Raw genomic sequence first — 21,702 nt, forward strand, 5'->3', positions numbered from 1 at the left:
GCCTACATTTCGAACGTGTGACGAAATTTCGAACGAGATCGAGGGGCAACTGCCGTGCGCATCACGGGAATCAGCACTCATGTCGTCGGAACTCCCTGGCGGAACCTCACCTATGTCCTCGTCCACACCGACGAGGGGCTGACCGGTGTGGGCGAGACGCGCATGCTCGGCCACACCGACGCGCTGCTCGGCTACCTCCGCGAGGCGGAGGCCAATCACATCGCCGGATCGGACCCCTTCGCGATCGAGGACCTGGTCCGCCGGATGAAGTACGGGGACTACGGCCGGGCCGGCGAGATCGTGATGTCGGGCATCGCGGTGGTCGAGATGGCCTGCTGGGACATCAAGGGCAAAGCGCTCGGCGTGCCGGTCTGGCAGCTGCTGGGCGGGGTGGTGACCGACAAGGTCAAGGCGTACGCCAACGGCTGGTACACCACGGAGCGGACCCCGGAGGGCTACCACAAGGCGGCCCGCGCGGTCGTCGAGCGGGGCTACCAGGCGCTCAAGATCGACCCGTTCGGCACCGGGCACCTCGAACTCTCCCACCGGGACTCGCTGTACGCGGTCTCCCTGATCGAGGCCGTACGGGACGCGATCGGGCCGGACGCGGAGCTGATGCTGGAGATGCACGGCCGGTTCGCCCCGGCGACGGCGATCCGGCTGGCCCACGAGTTGGCGCCGTTCCGACCGGCCTGGCTGGAGGAACCGGTCCCGCCGGAGAACCTGAAGGCGCTGGAGAAGGTGGCGGCGAAGGTGGACATCCCGATCGCGACGGGGGAACGCGTCCACGACCGCATCGAGTTCCGTGAGCTGTTCGAGAGCCAGGCCGTCGACATCCTCCAGCCGGACGTCGGTCATCTCGGCGGCATCTGGGAGACCCGGAAGCTGGCCGCGACCGCCGAGACGCACTACATGATGGTCGCCCCGCACAACGTCGGCGGCCCGGTGCTCACCGCCGCCACTCTCCAAGTCGGCTTCACCACACCCAACTTCAAGATTCTGGAGAACTTCAACGACTTCGCGGACGCGGAGATCAAGAAGGTGGTGAAGGGCGCCCCACAGGTGGTGGACGGCTACTTCCAGCTCTCGCACGCGCCCGGTCTCGGTGTCGAGCTCGACACCGACGCGGCGGCCGAATTCCCGCAGCGCCAGGCCCGTTTCGACCTGTGGGCGGACGGCTGGGAGCGCCGCGTCCCCACACCCCGCGGCGGCACCGCGTGAGCCGGCCGCCGGGCGGTCCGGGGCTCGCCGTCGTGATCGACGCGCCGGGGGCCCACCGGCTCGTCCCGCACGAGCCGGTCCCGCCGGGCCCCGGTGAGGCGCTGGTCCGGGTGCACGCGAGCGGGGTCTGCGGCAGCGACCGCGAGGTGTACGGCGGCACGCGTCCCGAGGGGTACGTGCGCTACCCGGTCGTCCCGGGCCACGAGTGGTCGGGCACGGTGGCCGAGGTCGGCGAGGGCGTCCCCGAGGGGCTCCTCGGCAGGAAGGTCGTCGGTGAGGGCTTCCGCAACTGCCAGTCGTGCGAACGTTGTCATACGGGTGACACCACGCTCTGCACGGCCGGGTACGACGAGACCGGCTTCACCCGGCCGGGCGCGATGGCGCCCACGCTGACGCTGCCGGCCCGGCTGCTGCACGTACTCCCGGACGACGCCGATCTGACGGCCGCCGCTCTCCTGGAACCGGCCGCCTGCGTGGCGGCGGCGACGCTCGCGGCGGCCCCGCGGCCCGGCGAGCGGGTGGCCGTGGTGGGCGCCGGGACCCTCGGCCTGATTGCCGTACAGCTCCTCGCCGCCTCCTCGCCCGCCGAGCTGCACGTCCTCGAACCCCGTCGCAAACGTGCCGAGCTGGCACGGGAGTTCGGGGCGACAGGTGTCGTCGAGTCGGCGGCCGGGCTCGAAGGACGGTGCGATCTGGTCGTGGAGGCCGCAGGGGCCACCGGCTCCGCCCGCACCGCCGTGAGCCTCGCTCGCCGAGGCGGCCGGGTCGTCCTCACCGGCATCCCCGCGCCCGGGGCGGCCGGCCTCGACCCGACGGCGCTCGTCACCGGCCGGCTGACCCTCCACACCGTCTTCGGCGCTCCGCCCACGGCCTGGGCCCACGCGGTCCGTGCCTTCGGCGCGGGGCTGCTCGACCTCGGCGCGCTCGTCACCCACGAGCTCCCGCTCGGCGCGTTCCCGCAGGCGATCGAGCTGGTGGGCGGCGGCGACCCCAAGGTCGGGAAGGTACTGCTCCGGCCATGACCCCCTGCGCCCCGTGGGACTCCTCTGCCTCCTCGCCCGAACCATGTCCGACCTGCCGAACACGGAGGACCCGTTCGTGACCGAAGCCGCTCCCTCCCCGCCCCGCCGCCCCGGCGAACCCGCGCTCGCCGTCCTCGGGCTCGACGCCCCCGCCCTCTCCCCCGCCGACACCTCCCCGCACTCCTTCCCGGACGGCGGCACCTGGCGCACCGAAGTGCCGTCCGTGGAGGGCCCCGAGGCCTTGGAGGCGGTCCTGACCGAGTCGGCCCGGCTCGACGTGCCGGTCCACCGGGTCAGCCAGGGCAGCGGCGCCTGGATGCTCACCGACGCCGAGATCACCGAAATGGTGAGGGCCTGCTCCGAACGGGGCGTCGAACTCTGCCTGTTCACCGGTCCGCGCGGCACCTGGGACATCGGCGGTTCGGTCCGCAGCGACTCGCGCGGCGGAGGTCTGCGTGCCCGGGGCCACGACGCGGTCGCCGGCTGCGTGGAGGACGCCGTCCGCGCCACCGAACTGGGCGTCCGCTGCCTGCTGGTGGCGGACGAGGGCGTGCTGTGGACGCTGCACCAGGCCCGGCGCCACGGCGTGATCCCCGTGGACACCACGCTGAAGGTCTCGGCGCTCATCGGCCCGGTCAACCCCGCCGCGTACGCCGTCCACGAACGGCTCGGCGCCGACTCGGTGAACGTGCCGAGCGACCTGACGCTCGCGCACCTCACCGAGATCCGCCGGGTCAGCGCCGCGCCGATGGACATGTACATCGAGGCACCCGACGACCTGGGCGGCTACGTCCGGATGTACGAGGTCGCCGAGCTGATCCGGCGCGGCGCCCCGCTGTACCTCAAGTTCGGCCTGGCGAAGGCGCCTTCGCTCTATCCCTCCGGTCTGCACCTGCGCGAGACGGTCCTCGCCACCGCCCGCGAGCGGGTACGGCGGGGCAGGCTCGCCCTCGATCTGCTGGGGCGGCACGGCGCGGACGGCGGGATGTCCCCGCTCGGAGCCCGGCTGCCAGGCCCCCTCCACCGCTTCCCCGACCCCCTCCACCTCACGGACAAGGACTGATGACCATGCGCGCACTGCGCCGAGCCGCCACCGCCACCGCCCTCGCGAGCTGTCTCGCCCTCGCTCTCTCCGCCTGCGGCCAGAGCGGGGCGGGCGGGGCGAAGGAGGAGAAGGGGGCGAAGGACCTGACAGTGGGCATCGCGATGCCGACCAAGTCGTCCGAGCGCTGGATCGCCGACGGCAAGAACATGGTGAGCAGCCTGGAGAAGTACGGGTACAGGACCACGCTCCAGTACGGCGAGGACGACCCGGACCAGCAGGTATCGCAGATCGAGAACATGATCACGCAAGGCGTGGACGCGCTGGTCATCGCCGCCATCGACGGCCGGGCGCTCGCCAACGTCCTCCAGCAGGCGGCGGACGCGAAGATCCCGGTGATCTCCTACGACCGGCTGATCCTCGGCTCGCCGAACGTCGACTACTACGCGTCCTTCGACAACGAGAAGGTCGGCGAACTCCAGGGCGGCTACCTCGTCGAGAAGCTCGGCCTGAAGGACGGCAGCAAGAAGGGCCCGTTCAACATCGAGCTGTTCGCCGGCTCCAACGACGACAACAACACCCGCTACTTCTTCCAGGGCGCGATGAACGTCCTGAAGCCGTACATCGACAAGAAGCAGCTGGTCGTCCGGTCGGGACAGACCAAGCTCAACCAGGTGACAACGTTGCGCTGGGACGGCGGCCAGGCCCAGAAGCGGATGGACGACCTGCTCACCTCCTCGTACGCCAAGGAGCGGGTGGACGCGGTCCTCTCGCCGTACGACGGCATCTCCATCGGCATCCTGTCCGCCCTGAAGTCCGACGACTACGGCAGCGCGAGCAAGCCACTCCCGCTCGTCACGGGGCAGGACGCCGAGGTCGCGTCCGTGAAGTCGATCATCGCGGGCGAGCAGACCCAGACCGTGTACAAGGACACCCGCGAACTGGCCAAGGTGGCCGGGCAGATGGTCAACGCGCTGCTCGACGGCAAGAAGCCCGAGGTCAACGACACCACGACGTACGACAACGAGAAGAAGGTCGTCCCGGCCTTCCTGCTCGACCCGGTGAACGTCGACAAGTCCAACTACCAGAGCGTGCTGGTCGATTCGGGCTACATCAAGGCGAGCGATCTCAACTAGGCGTCGACCGGAGAGGGGTGGGTGTGCCATGGCGGAAGCCGTCCTGGACATGCGCTCGATCAGCAAGACCTTTCCCGGCGTGACGGCCCTGTCGGACGTCTCCCTGACTGTCCGCGCGGGCGAGGTGCACGCGGTCTGCGGGGAGAACGGAGCGGGCAAGTCGACGCTGATGAAGATCCTCAGCGGGGTTCATCCGTACGGGAGTTACGAAGGGGAGGTCGTCTTCCAGGGCGAGCCCTGCCGGTTCAAGGACATCGGGGCGAGCGAGAAGCGCGGCATCGTGATCATCCACCAGGAGCTCGCCCTGGTGCCGTACCTCTCGCTCGCGGAGAACATCTTCCTCGGCAACGAGCACGCCACCCGTGGCGTGATCAGCTGGGACCGCACCCTGCGGCACGCCGCCGAGCTGCTGCGCCGGGTGGGTCTGGACGAGCATCCGCAGACCCGGGTCGCCGACATCGGCGTCGGCAAGCAGCAGCTCGTGGAGATCGCGAAGGCGCTCGCCAAGGAGGTGAAGCTGCTGATCCTGGACGAGCCGACGGCCGCGCTCAACGACGAGGACAGCACCCAACTCCTCGTTCTGATCGAGGAGTTGAAGGCGCAGGGCATCACCTCCATCATCATCTCGCACAAGCTGAACGAGATCGCCCGGATCGCCGACTCGGTGACCGTCCTGCGGGACGGCCGGTCGATCGAGACCCTCGACGTGAAGGCCCCGGAGACCACCGAGGAGCGGATCATCCGGGGCATGGTGGGCCGCGACCTGGACCACCGCTTCCCCGAGCGCACCCCGCACACGCCGGAGCGGGGAGCGGCTGCGGCCCTGGAGATCCGGGACTGGACCGTGCACCACCCCATCGACCATCACCGCAAGGTCGTCGACGGCGTCTCGCTGACCGTGCGCCGCGGGGAGATCGTCGGCATCGCCGGGCTGATGGGGGCGGGCCGCACCGAGCTGGCGATGAGCGTGTTCGGCCGCAGCTACGGGAGGTACGGCGGCGGCACGGTCCTCAAGGACGGTGTGGAGATCCGTACGCGTACGGTCCCCGAGGCGGTCGGGCACGGCATCGCGTACGTCACCGAAGACCGCAAGCACTACGGTCTCAACCTCATCGACACGATCAACCGCAATGTCTCGCTGAGCGCCCTGCCGAAGGTCGCCCGGCGCGGCATCGTCGACGAGCACGCGGAGGCCAGGGTCTCCGAGGGGTTCCGCCGGTCGATGAACATCAAGGCGCCGACGGTCTTCGAGCCGGTCGGCCGGCTCTCGGGCGGCAACCAGCAGAAGGTCGTGCTCAGCAAGTGGATCTTCGCAGGTCCCGACGTGCTGATCCTGGACGAGCCGACCCGCGGGATCGACGTGGGCGCCAAGTACGAGATCTACACCGTCATCGACCGGCTGGCCGCCGAGGGCAAGGCGGTCCTCTTCATCTCCTCGGAACTCCCCGAGCTGCTCGGCATGTGCGACCGCGTCTACACGATGGCGGCGGGCCGGCTGACGGGTGAGGTGTCCCGCGCCGAGGCCACCCAGGAGCTGCTGATGCGGCACATGACGAAGGACAGGACGGAACGCGCATGAGCACCGATCTCACGGCCGGCGACCGGGCCGCCGACGACGACGGACCGACGAAGACCGGGCCCGGCGTCGGCCGGCTGATCCTCGACGGACTGCGCGGCAACATGCGGCAGTACGGCATGCTGATCGCCCTCGGTCTGATCGTGGCCCTGTTCGCGGTCTGGACGGGCGGCGATCTGCTGCTGCCGCGCAATGTCTCCAACCTCGTCCTGCAGAACAGCTACATCCTGATCCTGGCGATCGGCATGATGATCGTCATCATCTCGGGCCACATCGACCTGTCGGTGGGCTCGCTCACCGCCTTCGTCGGCGCGGTCTCGGCCGTGCTGATGGTCGAGCACCGGATGGCCTGGCCCCTGGCGGTGGTGCTCGTCCTGCTGCTCGGCGCGGCGGCCGGGGCGATGCAGGGCTTCTTCATCGCGTATCTCGGCATACCGTCGTTCATCGTCACGCTCGCCGGCATGCTCCTGTTCCGCGGGCTCACCGAGATCTTCCTCAAGGGCCAGACCCTGGGCCCCTTCCCGGACGGGCTGCAGACCGTCTCCAACGGCTTCCTGCCCGAGGTCGGCCCGCACACCGACTACCACAATCTGACGCTGCTGCTCGGCCTGGCCCTCATGGTCTTCGTCGTGTGGCAAGAGGTGCGGGACCGCCGCCGCCAGCGGGAGTACGCGCTCCAGGTCGCGCCCGTCGGTCTGTTCGCGGTGAAGCTGGGCGCGCTGGTGGCGACGGTCCTGGTGTTCACCCTTCTGCTGGCCAGCTACAAGGGAGCGCCGGTCGTGCTCCTGATCCTCGCGGCGCTCCTCGTCGGCTTCGGCTACGTCATGCGGAACGCGATCGTCGGCCGCCATGTGTACGCGATCGGCGGCAACCTGCCCGCCGCCAAGCTCTCCGGTGTGCGGGACCGGAAGGTCACCTTCCTGGTCTTCCTCAACATGGGAGTGCTTGCGGCGCTCGCCGGTCTGGTCTTCGCCGCCCGGTTCAACGCCGCCTCGCCGAAGGCGGGCATCAACTTCGAACTGGAGGCGATCGCCGCCTCGTTCATCGGCGGTGCGTCGATGAGCGGAGGGGTCGGCACGGTCCTGGGCGCCATCGTCGGCGGCCTGGTCCTGGGTGTGCTCAACAATGGCATGAACCTGGTGGGGATCGGTACGGACTGGCAGCAGGTGATCAAGGGCCTGGTGCTGTTGGCGGCGGTCGGCTTCGACGTGTGGAACAAGCGCCGGGTCGGTTCATAGCCGGGCCGCGCCGAGCCGGGCCGCGCCGTCGAAGCTCCGGGTGGTCGTCTCGCCCGCGCGGACGCGGATGCCCTCGGCACGGTAGGACGTCGGCTGTCCGTCCGGCGTGCTCGGGCGGACCGTGTACATGACGTCCCAGGTGCCGCGTTCGGGGGTCACGAGGTACGTGGCGGTGCCGGGCGTCGCCAGGGGCTGCGACAGCCCGACGGTGGGTCCCTTGCTCGGGAGGAGGTCGACGGTCGCGGTGCCGGGGGCGCTCGACCGTGCTCCCCCGTGGACCAGGAGGGTCGCCAGCTGCCGGGCCGAGGGGCGCAGGGTGAGCCCGGTGAGGGCGCGCGAGCCGGTGACGGTGTGGCCGAGGGCGTAACTCACGCTCCCGGTGCCCCAGTACGCGTCGTACCACTGCTCCACCGAACCGGGTTCGGCGGCGGGGCCCAGGTGGGCGACGCGCAGCGTGGGCGCGTCGACGACCTGGTTGAGGAACCGCTCGGTCCCGTCGTGGGTGATCCGCAGGAACATCCCGGCGTGCAGGAGCGACGCGGAGCGGGCGGGCGGCCGGACGTCGACCGGCCTCGCGGTGCGGGCGTCGACGACGACGGTGGTGTCGCGGTCCAGGTCGAGGCGCGGTCGCACGATCCAGTCCGTGCCGCCCCCGTCGCCCGACGCGGTCAGGACGCTGTCCAGCACGTAACGGCCCCTGGGCAGGCGCACGGTGACCGTCCCGGAGGCGTCGTGCGGCTGGACGCTCTCCTCGGCGCCCGGCCCGGAGAGACCGGTGACGGTGGTGGCGTACGCCCCGGTCGGCCGCCCGGCGCGGTCGAGGTGAGTGAGCGTCAGGCTGTACGTGTCCGGTGTCCGCGACGCCCCGACGGCGCTCCGGGCGGGGGCGAGGCCCACCGCGGCCACGGCGGTGGCGAGGCCGGCGGACCGCAGGAAGGAACGTCGGGAAGACGCGGAAGGCTGGGAAGCTGCGGAAGTGTTCATGATCCGTACTGGCTCGCCGGGCACCGGCGTTCCCGTGAGCTGGGTCACACGCACCCTCGACGCCAAGGGATGTGGCGCAGGTCACCGGAACCCGTGCTCCGCGGCGACCAGTGCAGGATGTGGAAACAGTGATGAGAGAGCGCTTCCGCAGCGGCGACCGGGAGGCCCTGGGTGAGCTGTACGACGCACACGCCCAGGTGCTGTACCGCTATGCCCTGCGGGTGACGGGCGACTGGGCGGAGGCCGAGGACGTCGTCTCGGCGACCTTCCTGGAAGCCTGGCGGAGCCGGGAGCGGCTACGGCCCGAGGATGACGAACGGCCGCCCGAGGGCGACGGGCTGCGGCCGTGGCTCCTCGGCATCGCCACCAATCTGATGCGCCAGGGCGCGCGGGCCCGTCGGCGCCGTGACGTCGCGCTCGCCCGGCTTCCGGAACGCGGCTCGGTCCCGGACTTCGCCGACGAGGTCGTCTCGCACCTCGCGGACGCCGAGCAGGTACGCGCGGCGCATGCCGCGCTCGGCCGGCTGCGCCGCCGCGACCGCGAGGTCTTCACGCTCGTCGTCTGGGCGGGCCTGGACTACGCGGCCGCCGCCGAGGCGCTCGGCGTACCGGTCGGAACCGTACGGTCGCGGCTTTCCCGGGCGCGTACCCGCTTGCGCGCGCTCGCCGAGGCGGAGACGGCGCGTACCGCGCGGGCCGCACAGCCCGCACCGCCCGTACGCGACCGGAGCACCACCCCCGACCAGCCGGTGGCGGGCCGCTCCCGCGCGGTCCGGCCGAAGCCCCAGGAGAACCACGGATGAACATCGGCCCGCACCGCACCGGGGACCCCGAGGACACCGACCTGGCCGGGCTGCTGCCCCCGCCGGCCGTCCCCGACCTGACACCGGAGCGCGCACAACACCTCAAGGCGGCCCTGTTGAGCCGAGCGTCCACCGTCGACGACCGCACGGCGGCGGCCGTCCGGCGGCCCGTGCCACGCCCGCGCCTGGTCCGGTTCCTCGCACCGGCCGTCGCCTGCGCCCTGGCGATCGGCGGCGTGGTGACCTTCGGGACGGCGGATACCCGGCCCACCGGGAACGTCCCGGCCGTCGCCTCGCCCGAGGCGGCCCGGCTGCTCGACCGCATCGCCCTCGCCGCCGGCGAGGAGACACGACCGCCGCTCCGGGGCGACCAGTTCGTCTACGTCGAGAGCAAGGTCGCGTACGGCTCCCAGAGCGCCGGGGGCGGCCCGGTCACCCTGGCCCCCGTGCACACGCGCCAGGTGTGGCTGTCGGCCGACGGCACGCGACCGGGGCTGCTGCGCGAGGAGGGCGGGCCCGACTCCCCGCTCGGCGCCGACGCCGCCGCCCGGACGACGCCCCAGGAGCTCGCGGAGCTGCCGACCGACCCCGACGCCCTGCTCGCGCACATCCGGGCGGAGACCGGAGGGTCGGGCACGCAGGCGCCGGGGGCGGATCCCGACCAGCGGGCGTTCGCCGCGATCGGCGACCTGCTCATGGAGACCTGGGCGCCGGCGCAGGTCAGCGCCGCGCTCTACCGGGCCGCCGGGAAGATCCCCGGCGTGGTCGTCGTCCCGGCGGCCACCGATGCCGTCGGCCGGCCCGGGGTCGCGGTCGCCCGGACGTCCGAGGGGCGGCAGACCCAGTGGGTCTTCGACCCGGCCACCCACGCCTTCCTCGGGGAACGCACGGTCCTGACGGAGTCCGGCGAGGCCGGCCCGAAGGGCACGGTCGTCGGCACGTCCGCGATCCTCACCAGGGCGGCGGTCGACCGGGCGGGCGAGACGCCGCGCCGCTGAGTGCGCACATGAGTGAGGCCCTCACCGCATCCGGTGAGGGCCTTTCTCAGTGGTGCGCCGGGGGTCAGACCGCCGGGGCCGGGTACGTCGGGTACTCGACGCCGGAGACGTGCTGGACGACCCGGATGACCTGGCACGAGTAGCCGAACTCGTTGTCGTACCAGAGGTAGAGGATCGCGTTGTCGCCGTCGACCTTGGTGGCGCCCGCGTCGACGATCGAGGCGTGGCGGGAGCCCACGAAGTCCATGGAGACCGCGTCGGGGGCCGTGGTGAAGTCGATCTGGCGCTTCAGCGGCGAGTGCAGCGAGACGTCACGGAGGTAGTCGAGGACCTCCTCGCGGGTGGTCTCGCGGCCCAGGCGCAGGCTCAGGATGGCGATCGAGACGTCCGGGACGGGGACGCGGATCGAGCTGCCGGTGATCGGCGCCTTCAGGTCCGGCAGGGCCTTGGCGACGGCCGAGGCGGCGCCGGTCTCCGTGATGACCATGTTGAGCGGCGCGGAGCGGCCGCGGCGGTCGGCCTTGTGGTAGTTGTCCAGCAGGTTCTGGTCGTTCGTGAACGAGTGAACCGTCTCGACGTGGCCGCGCAGGACGCCGTACTCGTCGTCCATCGCCTTCAGCGGCGGCACGATCGCGTTCGTCGTGCAGGACGCGCAGGACAGGATCTGCTCGTCCGGCTTGATCGTGTCGTGGTTGACGCCGTGCACGATGTTCGGGACGTCGCCCTTGCCCGGGGCGGTCAGGACGACCTTGTCGATGCCGGGGCGCAGGTGCTTCGACAGGCCCTCGCGGTCCCGCCACTTGCCCGTGTTGTCGATGAGGATGGCGTCCTTGATGCCGTACGCCGTGTAGTCGACCTCGGAGGGGTCGTTGGCGTAGATCACCTTGATGGTGTTGCCGTTGGCGACGATGGTGCTGTTCGCCTCGTCGACGGTGATCGTGCCCTGGAACTGGCCGTGGATCGAGTCGCGCCGCAGCAGCGAGGCGCGCTTCACCAGGTCCTGCTCGCCGCCGCCGCGCACGACGATGGCGCGCAGCCGCAGGCCGTTGCCGGAGCCGGCCTTCTCGATGAGGAGGCGGGCGACGAGGCGGCCGATGCGGCCGAAGCCGTAGAGGACGACGTCGCGGCCGTCGCGGCGCTCGATCTTGTTCTCGCCGGTGGCACCGGAGACCGCGGAGGCGGTGAACTCCTCCACCGAGAGACCCTGGTCGTCGTTCTTGTAGGCCTCGGCGAGCAGCGCGATGTCGATCTGCGACGGGCCGAGGTCGAGCGTGGTGAGCGCCTGCAGGAACGGCAGGGTCTCGGTGACCGAGAGCTCCTCGCCGGCGATCTGGCGGGCGAACCGGTGGGTCTTGAGGATGCTGACAACCGACTTGTTCACCAAGGATCGGCTGTGGACCAGGACCGTGACGTCCCGCTCCCGGTGCAACTTCCCGATGATCGGGATCATCGACTCCGCGATCTCCTCGCGGTTCTTCCAGCTGGTGAACGAGTCGTCATTGACAGTCACGAGTTCATCTTTCGAGCTAGGCGGTGCTCATATGCTAACCCGTCGATGTTTTGATCTTGTCAGGGGCCCGCCTTCCGCCCCTCCTCCCCTCCCGTCCCCTCCCTCATGACTCGACCCTCACCACGACCGAGTGCCATCCTGCGGCCCCGTCGGGCATGGTGTCGGTGCGCCGCTCGGGCTGGGTGGCGCCGGTGCCGTCGGTGGCGCGGACCGTGAGGGTGTGGCGACCGGGCGCGGCCTGCCAGGGGTGGACCCACTGGCGCCAGGTGTCCTGGCTGTCCTCGGCGCCGAGCCTGGCCTCCTGCCAGGGGCCGTCGTCGACCCTGACCTCCACCCGCGAGATGCCCCGGTGCTGGGCCCAGGCGACTCCGGCGATCATGACCGTGCCGGCCGCCGGGCGGGCGAGGTCCCGGGGGGTGTCGATCCGGGACTGGGTCTTGACCGGGGCCTGGGCGGCCCAGCCGCGCGGGACCCAGTAGGCGTCGTAGGCGTCGAAGGTGGTCAGTTCGAGGGACTCGATCCACTTGCAGGCGGAGACGTATCCGTAGAGACCGGGGACGAGCATGCGGACCGGGAAGCCGTGGTCGAAGGGGAGCGGTTCGCCGTTCATGCCGAAGGCGAGCAGGGAGTCGCGGCCGTCCATGACGGTCTCGACGGGGGTGCCGAGCGTCATGCCGTCGACGGAGCGGGCGACGAGCTGGTCGGCGGGACCGCCTTCGGAGGGCGGGCGCACCCCGGCCTGGCGGAGCAGGTCCGCGAGGCGCACGCCAAGCCAGCGGGCGTTGCCGACGTAGGGCCCGCCGACCTCGTTCGAGACGCAGGCGAGGGTGATGTCCCGCTCGATCACCTGGCGGGCCATCAACTCGCGCAAGCTCAGGGAGAGTCCGCTGGTGACGCCCATGCCGTGGACGCGCAGCCGCCAGCCGTCGGCGTCGACCTTGGGGACGACGAGGGCGGTGTCGACCCGGTAGAAGTCCTTGTTCGGGGTGACGAAGGGGCTGATGCCGGGCACGTCGAGCTGGGCGCCCGGCGGCACGGCCGGGGCGGCGGAGACCGGCCGGGGCAGCCGCAGGGCCCTGCGGGAGGCGGTGGCGCCCTCCCCCGAGGACGGCCCGGCCGCCCGGCCGAGCGCGGCGGCGACGGTCGCCACCACGCCCGCGCCCGCGGTGACGATCAGGAAGCCCCGCCGGTCGGCGCGGGCGGCCGCCTGGGCCGGTTCGTCGGCGTCCGAGGCGAGCAGCCGACCGATGAGGACGTAGAGGAGGAGGGCACCCGCCACCGCCCCGATGAGCGAGGGCAGGGCGTCGAGCGCGGAGTCGGAGTCGGGCCGGGTGACGGCGGCGAGCGCGCCGACGACACCGAAGCCGAGGACGCCGACGGCCCCGGCCGTGCGGTGGCGCAGGGCGAGCAGACCGAGGGCGGCGGCGATCAGACCGAGGACGAGCACGATGCCCAGCAGGAGGACGACCTTGTCGCTCTCCCCGAACGTACGGATCGCCCACTGCTCGACGGCGGCCGGGGTCCGGTCGACCACGGCGTCGCCGACGGCCGTGACCGGGCCCGCCTCGTGCCGGATCAGGCCGGCGAGCACGTCGGCGACGGCCAGGGCGACATAGCCGGAGAGGACGCCGGCGACGACGGCGAGCAGCCGGTCGGTGCGGGTGGGCCCCCTGCGGGCGGAGCGTGTGGCGTTCATGGCTCCCAGCATCGGCACACGGAGGCCGATGTGGCGGGATTTCACCCGAGCGCCGCCGCCGCTTCCTCGACCAGGTCGGCCAGGGCCGCGCCCAGGGCGTCGAGTCCGGGCCCGGCGGGGCCGCCGGGCTCCGCCATGTAGACGTCGCGCCGGATCTCGATCATCAGCGCGGCGACGCGCGGGTCGCGGCCGTAGTGCGCGAGCGGCACGTACGTCCCGGCGAAGGGGCTGTCCGTCCCGATGCCGCCGAACGGTGCGAACGCCTTCCGTGCCGCGTCCAGCAGGGCGGGCGGCGTGTGGAAGGGATCGGTCCCGAGGCAGATCGGCGGCCGGGGGCCGGTGCCGTGCAGCTCGTAGGGCAGCGTCTCGGTCGGGTACGAGTGCACGTCGATGATCACCACACGTCCTGCCGCCGCGAGGCGGGCGTCGACGGCGGCCGTCATGGCCTGCGCGTACGGCGTGAAGTACCGCTCCAGGAGCGGCCGTTCGTCGAACTCCTCCGGGCGCAGTGCGGCGCGGTGCGTCGTCCGGGTGTAGACGGCGCCCATGCCGACCGCGCGCATCTCCTCCCGCTCGTCCGGGAAGCGCTCGGGGTCGACGACAAGCCGGGAGAGCAGGTTGACGAACCGCCAGGGCGTGACGGCCGCGGCCCGCGCGGCGGTGTCCGCGAGGGCGGCGGTGTGGGCGTCGGTGATGTGGTCCAGTTCGCGCGCGAGCTCCTCGTCCCCGAGCACGATGCCGTCGCGCACGTCCGCGGGAATCTCCCGGGAGGAGTGCGGCACGTGCAGGAGGACCGGGGAGGCGGGGTCTCCGGGGAGGAGTTCGTAGGAGGGTACCGCGGCGGGGTGCGGTGCGTCGGTCATGGGCGGTCCCGGGGTACGGAGCGGTGGCGTCACTCACCGGTGTCATCGGTCGGCGATCTTCAACTTACGCTGTTCGCGGCTGAATTCGACCACTCGGCCACCTCGCGATCCGAAGATCGCCCCGGTGTGCCGAACTCCCCTCCCTCGCGGTGCCATGTGTGCCAGTCTCTGATCCAGGACGCCGCGGGGCCCGCCGGGTTCCCCGCGAGGCGACGGAGGGGGACGGGGAGATGGAGCTGACGGTGGGGGTCGCGGACCCCGACGAGACGGCCGCCCTGCGGGACTTCTTCCGCTGGCTGCGGAACGAGGAGGAGCCACCGGGCGAGGTGCGGCTCGGCGCGGTACCCGTACCGGGCGCCATGAGCGGCGGGCTCGACGTCATCGACCTGGTGCTCACGCACTCCACCGGCCTGGCGAGCCTGGCCCTCGCGTTCGCGGGATGGCGCAGGGCCCGCCGCAGCCCTGCCGCCTTCACCGTCACCAGGGCATCCGACGGACTCTCCGTGACCGTCGAGGAAGGCTCGGAGGAAGCGGTACGGAGGCTGCTCCAGGCCCTGGCCCAAGAGCCGTCCGCCGAACCGGCCACCGAGCCGGCCGCCGCACCGGCCACCGAGCCGGTCACCGAGCCGCCGTCCGACCACGGGGCGGACCCGGCCCCGAACCCCCACGCCCCTCGAACGCCCCGGCCCGAAGACGGGGCGACGCCGGAGGCCCGATAGCCGTGGAACTGGCAGACCCGCACCGCTCCTTCGCCGTTCTTGTCGGCTCGACCCGGTACGACCACGGCGACCTGGAGGACCTCCCGGCAGTGGCCGCGAACCTCCGGGACCTCGGCCGGCTGCTCGAGGACCCGAACATCTGGGGGCTACCGCCGGAGCGCTGCGTCCGCCTGGTCGACCCCGCCTCGCCGCAGGTCTTCCTGGACGCCATCCACGAGGCGGCCCAGCAGGCCACGGACACCCTGCTCTTCTACTTCGCCGGGCACGGACTGACTCCTCTGGACGAGGACGGGCTGCTGCTCGCGCTGCCCTCCACCGACCCCGACCGCGCCTATTCGGCGGTCGACTACGCGCGCGTGCGCCGCGAGGTCCTGGGAACGGGACCGAGGGTCAACCGCGTGGTGATCCTCGACTGCTGCTACAGCGGCAAGGCCTTCGAGGGCGCCATGGGCGGGCCGGCGAGCGGCTCGGTGACGATGGCGGAGCAGGCCAGGATCGCCGGCACGTACCTGCTCACCGCATGTGCGGCCAACACGACCGCGCTGGCCGCCCCCGGGGAGACGCACACCGCCTTCACCGGCGAGCTGATCCGTCTCCTCGACCGGGGGCTGCCCGGCGGTGGCCCCCTCATCGGGGCCACGGACGTCTACGACCATCTGGTCGGCGAGCTGCGCGCCCAGGGCCGCCCGACACCGCAACAGCGCCTCAGCAACACCGGCCGCCTGCTCTCCTTCGCCCGCAACCGCCACGGCCGTCACGGCGCGGGCGACCTCTCCGCCGGCCGTCCCCTGTCCGCCGGAGCGGGGTCCGCGGGGTCGGCCGCCGCGTCCGTCCCCGTCATACCGGCCGGCCTGCACGAGCTTCTGCGCCGACCGCCCCGGGACATCGCCGCGCATGCGGTGGGCCTCCACGGGACGGACCCGGCCGGCCGCCACCGACTCCTGGAACTCGCCGCCCTCACCCGTCCCGCGCAGGAGACGGCCGCGCTCTTCTGTGTCCTGCGCGAGGAGGGCAGTTCGGGGGCCGTCATTGTCCTGGCCACGGTCGCCGCCGAACGATCGCCGCTCGACCTCGCCGCGATCGTGCCCACGCTCCACGCGCTGAACGACGACGAGGCCGTCGCAGAGCTGTTGTCCGCCATCGCCGAGCTACGCGGCCCCGAGGACATCGCGAGCACCATCCGGACCCTCCACGAGGACGCCGCGGGACACGGCAGCCGCCCCGACGCCGACGTACTCCTGACCGCGGCGATGGCCAGGCTCGCCACCACCGAGGCGGTGCTCGACCTGGCCGGCGCCCTGTGGTCGGCCCAGCTCGACGACTACGCCACCGCCGTCCTGCGCGCTCCCTCGGTCTCGTCCCCGCGGGAGACGTCCCGACTGGCGGACGCCCTGCACTCCATCGGGCGCACCAAGGAAGCACTCGCCCTCTACCGTCAGATCTACGGGTACATCGCCGACGACCCCGCCGAAGTAGTCCGGCTTCTGCGCATCCTGGAGGAGGCCGACGCGACGCCCGACGCGCAGCGGCTCATGCAGGACGCCACGTGTGCCATCGCGCCTCTCTCGCGGCTCATGGCGCTCTGCGAGGCCCTGTGGGCAGCCGGCCTGGGGGAACACGCCCAGGACGCCCTGGCCGGGTACGCGCGGGCGCTCACCGCCCAGGACGTCATCGGCTTCGCCACGCTGCTGCGGGAGCAGGGTCACGACGACGCGGTGTTCCATCTCCTCGGGCACGCCGCGCAACACCATCCGGTCTCCCGCACACCGGAGTTCGTCGAGGCCCTCCGCGCGATGGGACGCCCTCTGGACGCACGCGCCCTCCTCAACGACGCCGCAAGGCGCACACCCGAGGAGATCGGCGAACTCCTGGTGCTCCTCGATTCCCGCGGCGCCACGCGGGACGGGGGCCACGTGCGGGACGTGCTCCCGCAGGAACCGCTGCTGCTCGCAGAGGTGATCCGCGGCATGCAGGCGCTCGGCGCGTCGGCGACGCAGTTGGTCGAGCGGGTGTGCCGGCTCGCCGAACCCGAGTTCGCCGAGACACTCGTGACGCTCTACCAGCACGGCCTCGGCGACGTGGTGGACCTCCTGCTGCACCACCTGGTGCGGACCGATCCGGAGCAGGCGGCACGCTGCCTGAGCACGGTGGCGCAGGTCGGTACGCCCCTCCAACGGACCGTCCTGCAGGCGAAGCTCAGGGCCGCCGGGGCGTCGGTACCCCCGGTGGGCCTCGGCACGATCGCGACTCTCGTGGGAGCGCACAACCCGGACGGCTGGGGACGCCCCTTGGTCGTGAACACCTCTCCCACCGCCTCCGGCGAGCAAGCCGCCATCGTCGCGCTGTGCGAGGTGGGCCTCGCCGGTCCCGTCGGGCAGGTCCTGGCCAAGTCGGCCCGCAGCATGAGGACCCCGGAGGCCGTACTGCTCCTCGGCAGCCTGGAGGAGGCAGGGCTCACCCCCGTGGCGCGGGCCGTCGTCGACGGCGCCAACTGGATGTTCCCCGACCTGTACGAGGAGTTCCTCAGGGCCGTCGTCGGCAGCGGCCTGCGCGACCTGGCCTCGTACGCCCTCGCCTCGGCACCGTCCCGGCTGACCACCGCTGAGCGCCACGCCCTGGCCGAGGCCCTCGGGCTCCCTGCTCCTCCCGGGCCGGCGCCCGCCGTCCCGGCGCCCGCCGTCCTTGACACTCCGCGCGCCGAGCCGCCCCCACCGCCCCGCCCCAGGGGATTCGACCGCTGGCGCCGTCGCTGACGCATGACCGGGCGGCACGCCAAGGAACACGTGCCGCCCGGTCCGCATCGTCACATCCGGTTACGCGGCGTCCCGCACCGAGCCCGTGAACTCGGGGCCGTGGTGCGGCTCCCAGTTCTCGTCGTAGGTGGTCAGGCGGGCCCGCAGGGTCTCCGTGGGCTCGGCGACCGCGTCCGCGACGGTCGGGATCGACACCTCGACGCTCGTCTGTCCGGCGGGCACGTCCGCCCAGAGGCTCGCGGGCTCCCCGCCCCAGCCGAGTGCGGAGAGCGGCTTGGGCGGGTTCGGGACGGCGCCGAAGAACTCCTCCAGCCAGGCCGGTGCGACGTCCGCGCTGGAGAGCTCGGGGCCGCCGGTGACCGGCAGGAGTTCGAGGACGCCGCCGACCTCGACGTCGGCGGGCGTGGACAGGTTCACCCGCCAGGTCAGGGGCTTGCCCTCGGTGACGTCGTCGGCGACCGGGGTCACCGTGACCGTGGGCTTCGCGTCGTCGTTCTTCGCGGTGACCCCGCCTCGGTGGGAGCCGACGGCCACGCCCTTGACGGCCTTGACGGAGATGTCCCGCGAGAGGTCGTAGCCGAAGCGGGTGTTGCCCTTGACCTCGACCGGCACGTCGATGGACTGGCTGCCCGGGCTCACCGTCACGATCCGGGACGAGACCTCGTCCGAGTCCGGCTTCGGGGTGAACACCCGGACCTGGCCGCTGCCCTGGCCGGTGACGTGGACCGGAACGCGGTAGGTGCGCACGCCGGAGTCGCCCTCGTCCACGGTCAGCCGGCCGATGTCGATACGGGGCATCGCGCCGGGCTTGACGGCCGGGGTGCCGGGGCGCCAGCCCCAGGCGTCCATCAGCCAGGCCTGGCCCGAGCCGCCCCTCGGGGTCAGTTCGAGGCTCGTGATCCGCGTCAGGTCCAGCTTGGACCGGGAGGCCAGGGCCACCGGTACGCGGACCTCACGGCCCCAGTGGGAGGCGGTCCGGTCGCTGCCCGGGAGCCCGTCGATCTGCGCCCGGCCGAGCGGTGCGCGGCGGCCGTCGGCGTCGACGAGCGCGATGTCCAGGCGCGTACCGGTGGTGTTGGGCGGCACGATGACGCGGAGCGCCAGCGAGCCGGAGCCCTTGAGGGAGACCGGGCGCTCTGAGCGCAGGGTCGCCTTGGTCCCCGTACCCGTACCCGACCAGCGCAGGGCGACGGCGTCGCGGCCCGGTTCGGGCGAGGCCTCCCAGAACGCGAAGTGCGGCGACCGGCCGCCCGTGCCGTCCTGGTTCTCCGGCAGGCACGCGCGGGCCGGATCAGGATCGATCTGCGCGCAGAGCCGGCCGCCGCCGGTCACGGTGAGGCCGGGGCCGGGCAGGAAGCCGGGGGCGCGGTGCCCGCCGACGGCGTGGCTGAGGACGCGCGCGGGACCGGCCGAGAGGACACGGCGGCCGGTGCCGTCGAGCAGCGGACGGACCCGGTCGTCACCGCCGACGAACAGCTGGGCCGCGGCGGCGATGTAGGTCGCGCCCACGGTCTGCTGCTGTGTCGCGGTAAGCCGGGTCTTGGTGCCGGGCGAGCACACCGGGTCCTGCGCGTCTTCCGAGGAGAAGTCGTCGAAGGCGGGCGCCTCCGCCTGGCCCGGAGTCCACTCGCTGTTGAAGTAGTTGTGGTTGGCGCCGACCATGTACACCGCGCTCTGCAGCGCGGCGCCACGGCTCACACCACGGGTGCCGTCGACGTAGATCTGGCCCTGGAGGTCGGAGACGTCACCGTCGCAGCCGGGCAGCATGGTCATCGAGGGAACGTCCGGGGCCGGGTTCTGGCCGAAGATCGTGGGGCCGATCAGGACGTTGCCGCGGATCGTCCAGCGCGCTCGGCCCGGGGCTCCGTCCTGGTCGGCCGGGGGCCGGTGCAGGCTGTCGAGCGCAGCGCGGTTCACGCCCTCGCCGCCCCGGGAGTGGCCGACGAGCAGGACGCGGGAGAGGTCGGCGGGCGCGGTGGCGCGGACGGCCGCCGGGGCGCCGGCGGGCTTGGCGGCCCAGTCCGCCCATCGGCCCAGGTGCTGGCGCACGAGCGACGAGCGGGCCTGCGCGCCCGCGTCGTCCGCCGCGTGGTCCTGGGCGTTGATGCCGTTGGCGGAGATGGAGACCGTCACATAGCCCTGGGAGGCGAGGAGTTTCTGGGCGGCCAGGTAGCCCTTGTGGCTGGGGATCGGCTTGGTGCCGGGGCCGCAGGGCCAGGCGCCGGTCACCTCCTCCCCGGCGCCGTAGCAGGTGCCGTGGCGGCCGTGCAGGAAGAGCGCGAGCGGTCGCTTCCCGGGTGCGCCGGTCGGTCCGACGACGACGGCGCGCATCTCGATCGGCTCGGCGTATCCGGGCAACCGGACGGCCGGCAGGTCGTATTCGCCGCTGACGGTGCGGTACGCGCCGGGCTTGCCGGGGTCGACCGGGTTGAGCGGCAGGGGCGGTTCCACCCGCGCCGAAGGGGCGTCGGGCCTGCTCCGGGGGGCCTTGCTCGCGGCGTCCGCGTCGCCCGGGGTGCCGGCGTCCAGGCGGCGCCCGGCGGCCATGACCCGCAGGTCCTTCGCGGCGCCCAGCCGTACGCCGTCGGCCTTCAGCCGGAACGCGCGTCCGTCGGCGGTCGGTGCGGGGCTGCCGAGGAGCCTCTTGCCCGAATAGAACTCGACGCGGGCGTCGCCCATGGGCACGGGTTCGGCGGCCGTCCAGACGAGCTCCCGGTCGGCGCCCTCGCCGGTGACCCGCCAGCCGTCCGGCAGCGTCCCGTCGACGCCACCGGCTCTCTCGCCGCCCGCTCGGGACAGGGGGCCCGGGGACGGTTCCGCGTACGCCGGGAGTGGCGCCGCCGCGGCCAGGGCGACTAAGGCCACGGCCGTGGTCACCACACGTGTGACACGTATCAAAGCGGTCTTCCTCACGATCGGTTCTGTCGGGACACCTCGTGGCACCTCAGGACACCTCGGGGTTCCCTCTCGTGACCGGAGGACGGCAACCGGTGGGCGTGGGTTGCCTCGTGAGGCGGGAGAAGACCGGGCGCGTGGAGAGATCGGCGGGAAATCGCTGCACGGGGGTAGGCCCGCCGGGCCCGCTTGTTATACGTTCCGTCTAACAGCTTGCTAGACGCCACATCTAATAAGTCGTGCGGCGTCTCGATCCGATCGATCCGAGCCGAGAGCCAAGGAGCCGCACATGCCGCGCAGCACCGCCCCACGGGAGAGCGAGGACCGGCACGTCGAACAGGAGGTCGCCCGGCGGCTGCTCGACTCGGCCGCACAGCTCTCCTACGACCCGGCCACCGAGGTGGACTGGGACACCCCGCTGGACAAGGACTTCCACGGCGCGAGCCCCGAGTGGAGCACCCTCTACGGCACCGCGTACTGGGGCGAGTTGACCGACGCGCAGCGCAAGGAGCTGACGCGCCAGGAGGCCGCGTCGGTGGCCTCCACCGGCATCTGGTTCGAGATGATCCTGCAGCAGATGGTGCTGCGCGACATGTACGCCAAGGACCCGACCGACCCCCGCTTCCAGTGGGCGCTCACCGAGGTCGCCGACGAGTGCCGGCACTCGATCATGTTCGCGCGCGGCGCCGCGAAGCTCGGCGCCCCGGCCTACCGTCCGCACCGGCTCGCGATCGAACTCGGCCGCGCCTTCAAGACGGTCGCCTTCGGCGAGGCGGCGTACGCGGCGATCCTGGTCGCCGAAGAGGTCCTCGACGTGATGCAGCGCGACTGGATGCGCGACGAGCGGGTCGTGCCGTTCGTCCGCACGATCAACAACATCCATGTCGTGGAGGAGTCGCGGCACATGAAGTTCGCCCGCGAGGAGACCCGCCGACGGCTGCGGGGCGCGAGCGGGGCACGCCGCCGGTTCCACGCGCTGGTGATCGCCATCGCCTCGTACGTCATCGTCACCAGCATGGTGGGCCGGAAGGTCTACGAGAGCGCGGGCCTCGACGTCGAACGTGCCGTCGCCGAGGCGAAGGCGAACGAGCACCACAAGTCCCTGATGCGGTCGAGCTGCGCGGGCCTGATGGAGTTCCTGGCCTCCGCCGGGCTGCTCACCCGGCCGGCGCTCGCCTTCTACCGGCGCGCCCACCTGATCTGACCGCGGGCGGACCCACGCGACCCGCCCCAGGCCCGCCCCCGC

General features: G+C 72.3%; 16 protein-coding genes. 11 read left to right on the forward strand and 5 right to left on the reverse strand.

Annotated elements, in window-relative coordinates:
* Positions 1 to 54 precede the first annotated feature (54 nt).
* From ACWCO8_RS05080 to mmsB, 6 genes are all read left to right on the forward strand, one after another.
* Complete coding sequence (locus ACWCO8_RS05080) at positions 55 to 1,221, forward strand: mandelate racemase/muconate lactonizing enzyme family protein (protein ID WP_451030980.1); 1,167 nt, start codon at positions 55 to 57, stop codon at positions 1,219 to 1,221.
* Entirely contained in the window at positions 1,218 to 2,243 is a 1,026-nt protein-coding gene (locus tag ACWCO8_RS05085) for a zinc-dependent alcohol dehydrogenase (protein WP_451030981.1), read from the forward strand. Before ACWCO8_RS05080 ends, ACWCO8_RS05085 begins: the two co-directional genes overlap by 4 nt.
* Before the next feature lie 76 nt (positions 2,244 to 2,319).
* Positions 2,320 to 3,306, forward strand: coding sequence for a hypothetical protein (locus tag ACWCO8_RS05090; RefSeq protein ID WP_451030982.1), 987 nt, complete (start codon positions 2,320 to 2,322; stop codon positions 3,304 to 3,306).
* A 5-nt stretch (positions 3,307 to 3,311) separates the two neighbouring features.
* Positions 3,312 to 4,421, forward strand: coding sequence for a multiple monosaccharide ABC transporter substrate-binding protein (chvE, locus tag ACWCO8_RS05095; protein ID WP_451031428.1), 1,110 nt, complete (start codon positions 3,312 to 3,314; stop codon positions 4,419 to 4,421).
* Positions 4,422 to 4,449: 28 nt separating this feature from the next.
* Entirely contained in the window at positions 4,450 to 6,000 is a 1,551-nt protein-coding gene (gene mmsA, locus ACWCO8_RS05100; protein WP_451030983.1) for a multiple monosaccharide ABC transporter ATP-binding protein, read from the forward strand.
* Complete coding sequence (mmsB, locus tag ACWCO8_RS05105; RefSeq protein ID WP_451030984.1) at positions 5,997 to 7,235, forward strand: multiple monosaccharide ABC transporter permease; 1,239 nt, start codon at positions 5,997 to 5,999, stop codon at positions 7,233 to 7,235. The genes mmsA and mmsB overlap by 4 nt, the downstream gene beginning before the upstream one ends.
* Here the strand turns inward: mmsB and ACWCO8_RS05110 are convergent.
* Positions 7,230 to 8,219, reverse strand: coding sequence for a hypothetical protein (locus ACWCO8_RS05110; RefSeq protein ID WP_451030985.1), 990 nt, complete (start codon positions 8,217 to 8,219; stop codon positions 7,230 to 7,232). The two genes, mmsB and ACWCO8_RS05110, sit on opposite strands and share 6 nt — an antisense overlap.
* A 131-nt stretch (positions 8,220 to 8,350) precedes the next feature.
* Between ACWCO8_RS05110 and ACWCO8_RS05115 the strand changes: the two genes are divergently transcribed.
* Both ACWCO8_RS05115 and ACWCO8_RS05120 read left to right on the forward strand, forming a co-directional pair.
* Entirely contained in the window at positions 8,351 to 9,022 is a 672-nt protein-coding gene (locus ACWCO8_RS05115) for an RNA polymerase sigma factor (RefSeq protein ID WP_451030986.1), read from the forward strand.
* Positions 9,019 to 10,020: a CU044_5270 family protein gene (locus ACWCO8_RS05120; protein WP_451030987.1), complete on the forward strand. Its 1,002-nt coding sequence runs from the start codon at positions 9,019 to 9,021 to the stop codon at positions 10,018 to 10,020. Before ACWCO8_RS05115 ends, ACWCO8_RS05120 begins: the two co-directional genes overlap by 4 nt.
* Before the next feature lie 64 nt (positions 10,021 to 10,084).
* Here the strand turns inward: ACWCO8_RS05120 and ACWCO8_RS05125 are convergent, their stop codons facing one another.
* The 3 genes from ACWCO8_RS05125 to ACWCO8_RS05135 form a co-directional block, all read right to left on the reverse strand.
* On the reverse strand, positions 10,085 to 11,530 hold the full coding sequence (locus ACWCO8_RS05125; RefSeq protein ID WP_451030988.1) for a glyceraldehyde-3-phosphate dehydrogenase: 1,446 nt from the start codon (positions 11,528 to 11,530) through the stop codon (positions 10,085 to 10,087).
* A 103-nt stretch (positions 11,531 to 11,633) separates the two neighbouring features.
* Positions 11,634 to 13,226, reverse strand: a complete 1,593-nt coding sequence (locus tag ACWCO8_RS05130; RefSeq protein ID WP_451030989.1) for a molybdopterin-dependent oxidoreductase — start codon at positions 13,224 to 13,226, stop codon at positions 11,634 to 11,636.
* 41 nt (positions 13,227 to 13,267) lie between these two features.
* Complete coding sequence (locus tag ACWCO8_RS05135) at positions 13,268 to 14,089, reverse strand: N-formylglutamate amidohydrolase (RefSeq protein WP_451030990.1); 822 nt, start codon at positions 14,087 to 14,089, stop codon at positions 13,268 to 13,270.
* Positions 14,090 to 14,319: 230 nt separating this feature from the next.
* Between ACWCO8_RS05135 and ACWCO8_RS05140 the strand changes: the two genes are divergently transcribed.
* Positions 14,320 to 14,808, forward strand: a complete 489-nt coding sequence (locus ACWCO8_RS05140) for an effector-associated constant component EACC1 (protein ID WP_451030991.1) — start codon at positions 14,320 to 14,322, stop codon at positions 14,806 to 14,808.
* Positions 14,809 to 14,810: 2 nt separating this feature from the next.
* Positions 14,811 to 17,561, forward strand: a complete 2,751-nt coding sequence (locus ACWCO8_RS05145; RefSeq protein WP_451030992.1) for a caspase, EACC1-associated type — start codon at positions 14,811 to 14,813, stop codon at positions 17,559 to 17,561.
* Positions 17,562 to 17,621: 60 nt separating this feature from the next.
* Here ACWCO8_RS05145 and ACWCO8_RS05150 read toward each other — a convergent pair whose 3' ends face one another.
* Positions 17,622 to 20,459: a hypothetical protein gene (locus tag ACWCO8_RS05150; protein ID WP_451030993.1), complete on the reverse strand. Its 2,838-nt coding sequence runs from the start codon at positions 20,457 to 20,459 to the stop codon at positions 17,622 to 17,624.
* Between the two features lie 286 nt (positions 20,460 to 20,745).
* Between ACWCO8_RS05150 and ACWCO8_RS05155 the strand changes: the two genes are divergently transcribed.
* Positions 20,746 to 21,660, forward strand: a complete 915-nt coding sequence (locus ACWCO8_RS05155) for an AurF N-oxygenase family protein (protein WP_362010648.1) — start codon at positions 20,746 to 20,748, stop codon at positions 21,658 to 21,660.
* The last annotated feature ends 42 nt before the right edge of the window (positions 21,661 to 21,702 follow it).

The sequence above is a fragment of the Streptomyces sp. NPDC001927 genome (assembly GCF_053594455.1).

Excerpts from the sequence above, each read along its gene's own strand:
- ACWCO8_RS05155 (WP_362010648.1), top strand. The coding sequence starts at position 20,746 with ATGCCGCGCAGCACCGCCCCACGGGAGAGCGAGGACCGGCACGTCGAA.
- ACWCO8_RS05135 (WP_451030990.1), bottom strand. The coding sequence starts at position 14,089 with ATGACCGACGCACCGCACCCCGCCGCGGTACCCTCCTACGAACTCCTC.
- ACWCO8_RS05130 (WP_451030989.1), bottom strand. The coding sequence starts at position 13,226 with ATGAACGCCACACGCTCCGCCCGCAGGGGGCCCACCCGCACCGACCGG.
- mmsB (WP_451030984.1), top strand. The coding sequence starts at position 5,997 with ATGAGCACCGATCTCACGGCCGGCGACCGGGCCGCCGACGACGACGGA.
- mmsA (WP_451030983.1), top strand. The coding sequence starts at position 4,450 with ATGGCGGAAGCCGTCCTGGACATGCGCTCGATCAGCAAGACCTTTCCC.
- ACWCO8_RS05140 (WP_451030991.1), top strand. The coding sequence starts at position 14,320 with ATGGAGCTGACGGTGGGGGTCGCGGACCCCGACGAGACGGCCGCCCTG.
- ACWCO8_RS05115 (WP_451030986.1), top strand. The coding sequence starts at position 8,351 with ATGAGAGAGCGCTTCCGCAGCGGCGACCGGGAGGCCCTGGGTGAGCTG.
- ACWCO8_RS05120 (WP_451030987.1), top strand. The coding sequence starts at position 9,019 with ATGAACATCGGCCCGCACCGCACCGGGGACCCCGAGGACACCGACCTG.
- chvE (WP_451031428.1), top strand. The coding sequence starts at position 3,312 with ATGCGCGCACTGCGCCGAGCCGCCACCGCCACCGCCCTCGCGAGCTGT.
- ACWCO8_RS05110 (WP_451030985.1), bottom strand. The coding sequence starts at position 8,219 with ATGAACACTTCCGCAGCTTCCCAGCCTTCCGCGTCTTCCCGACGTTCC.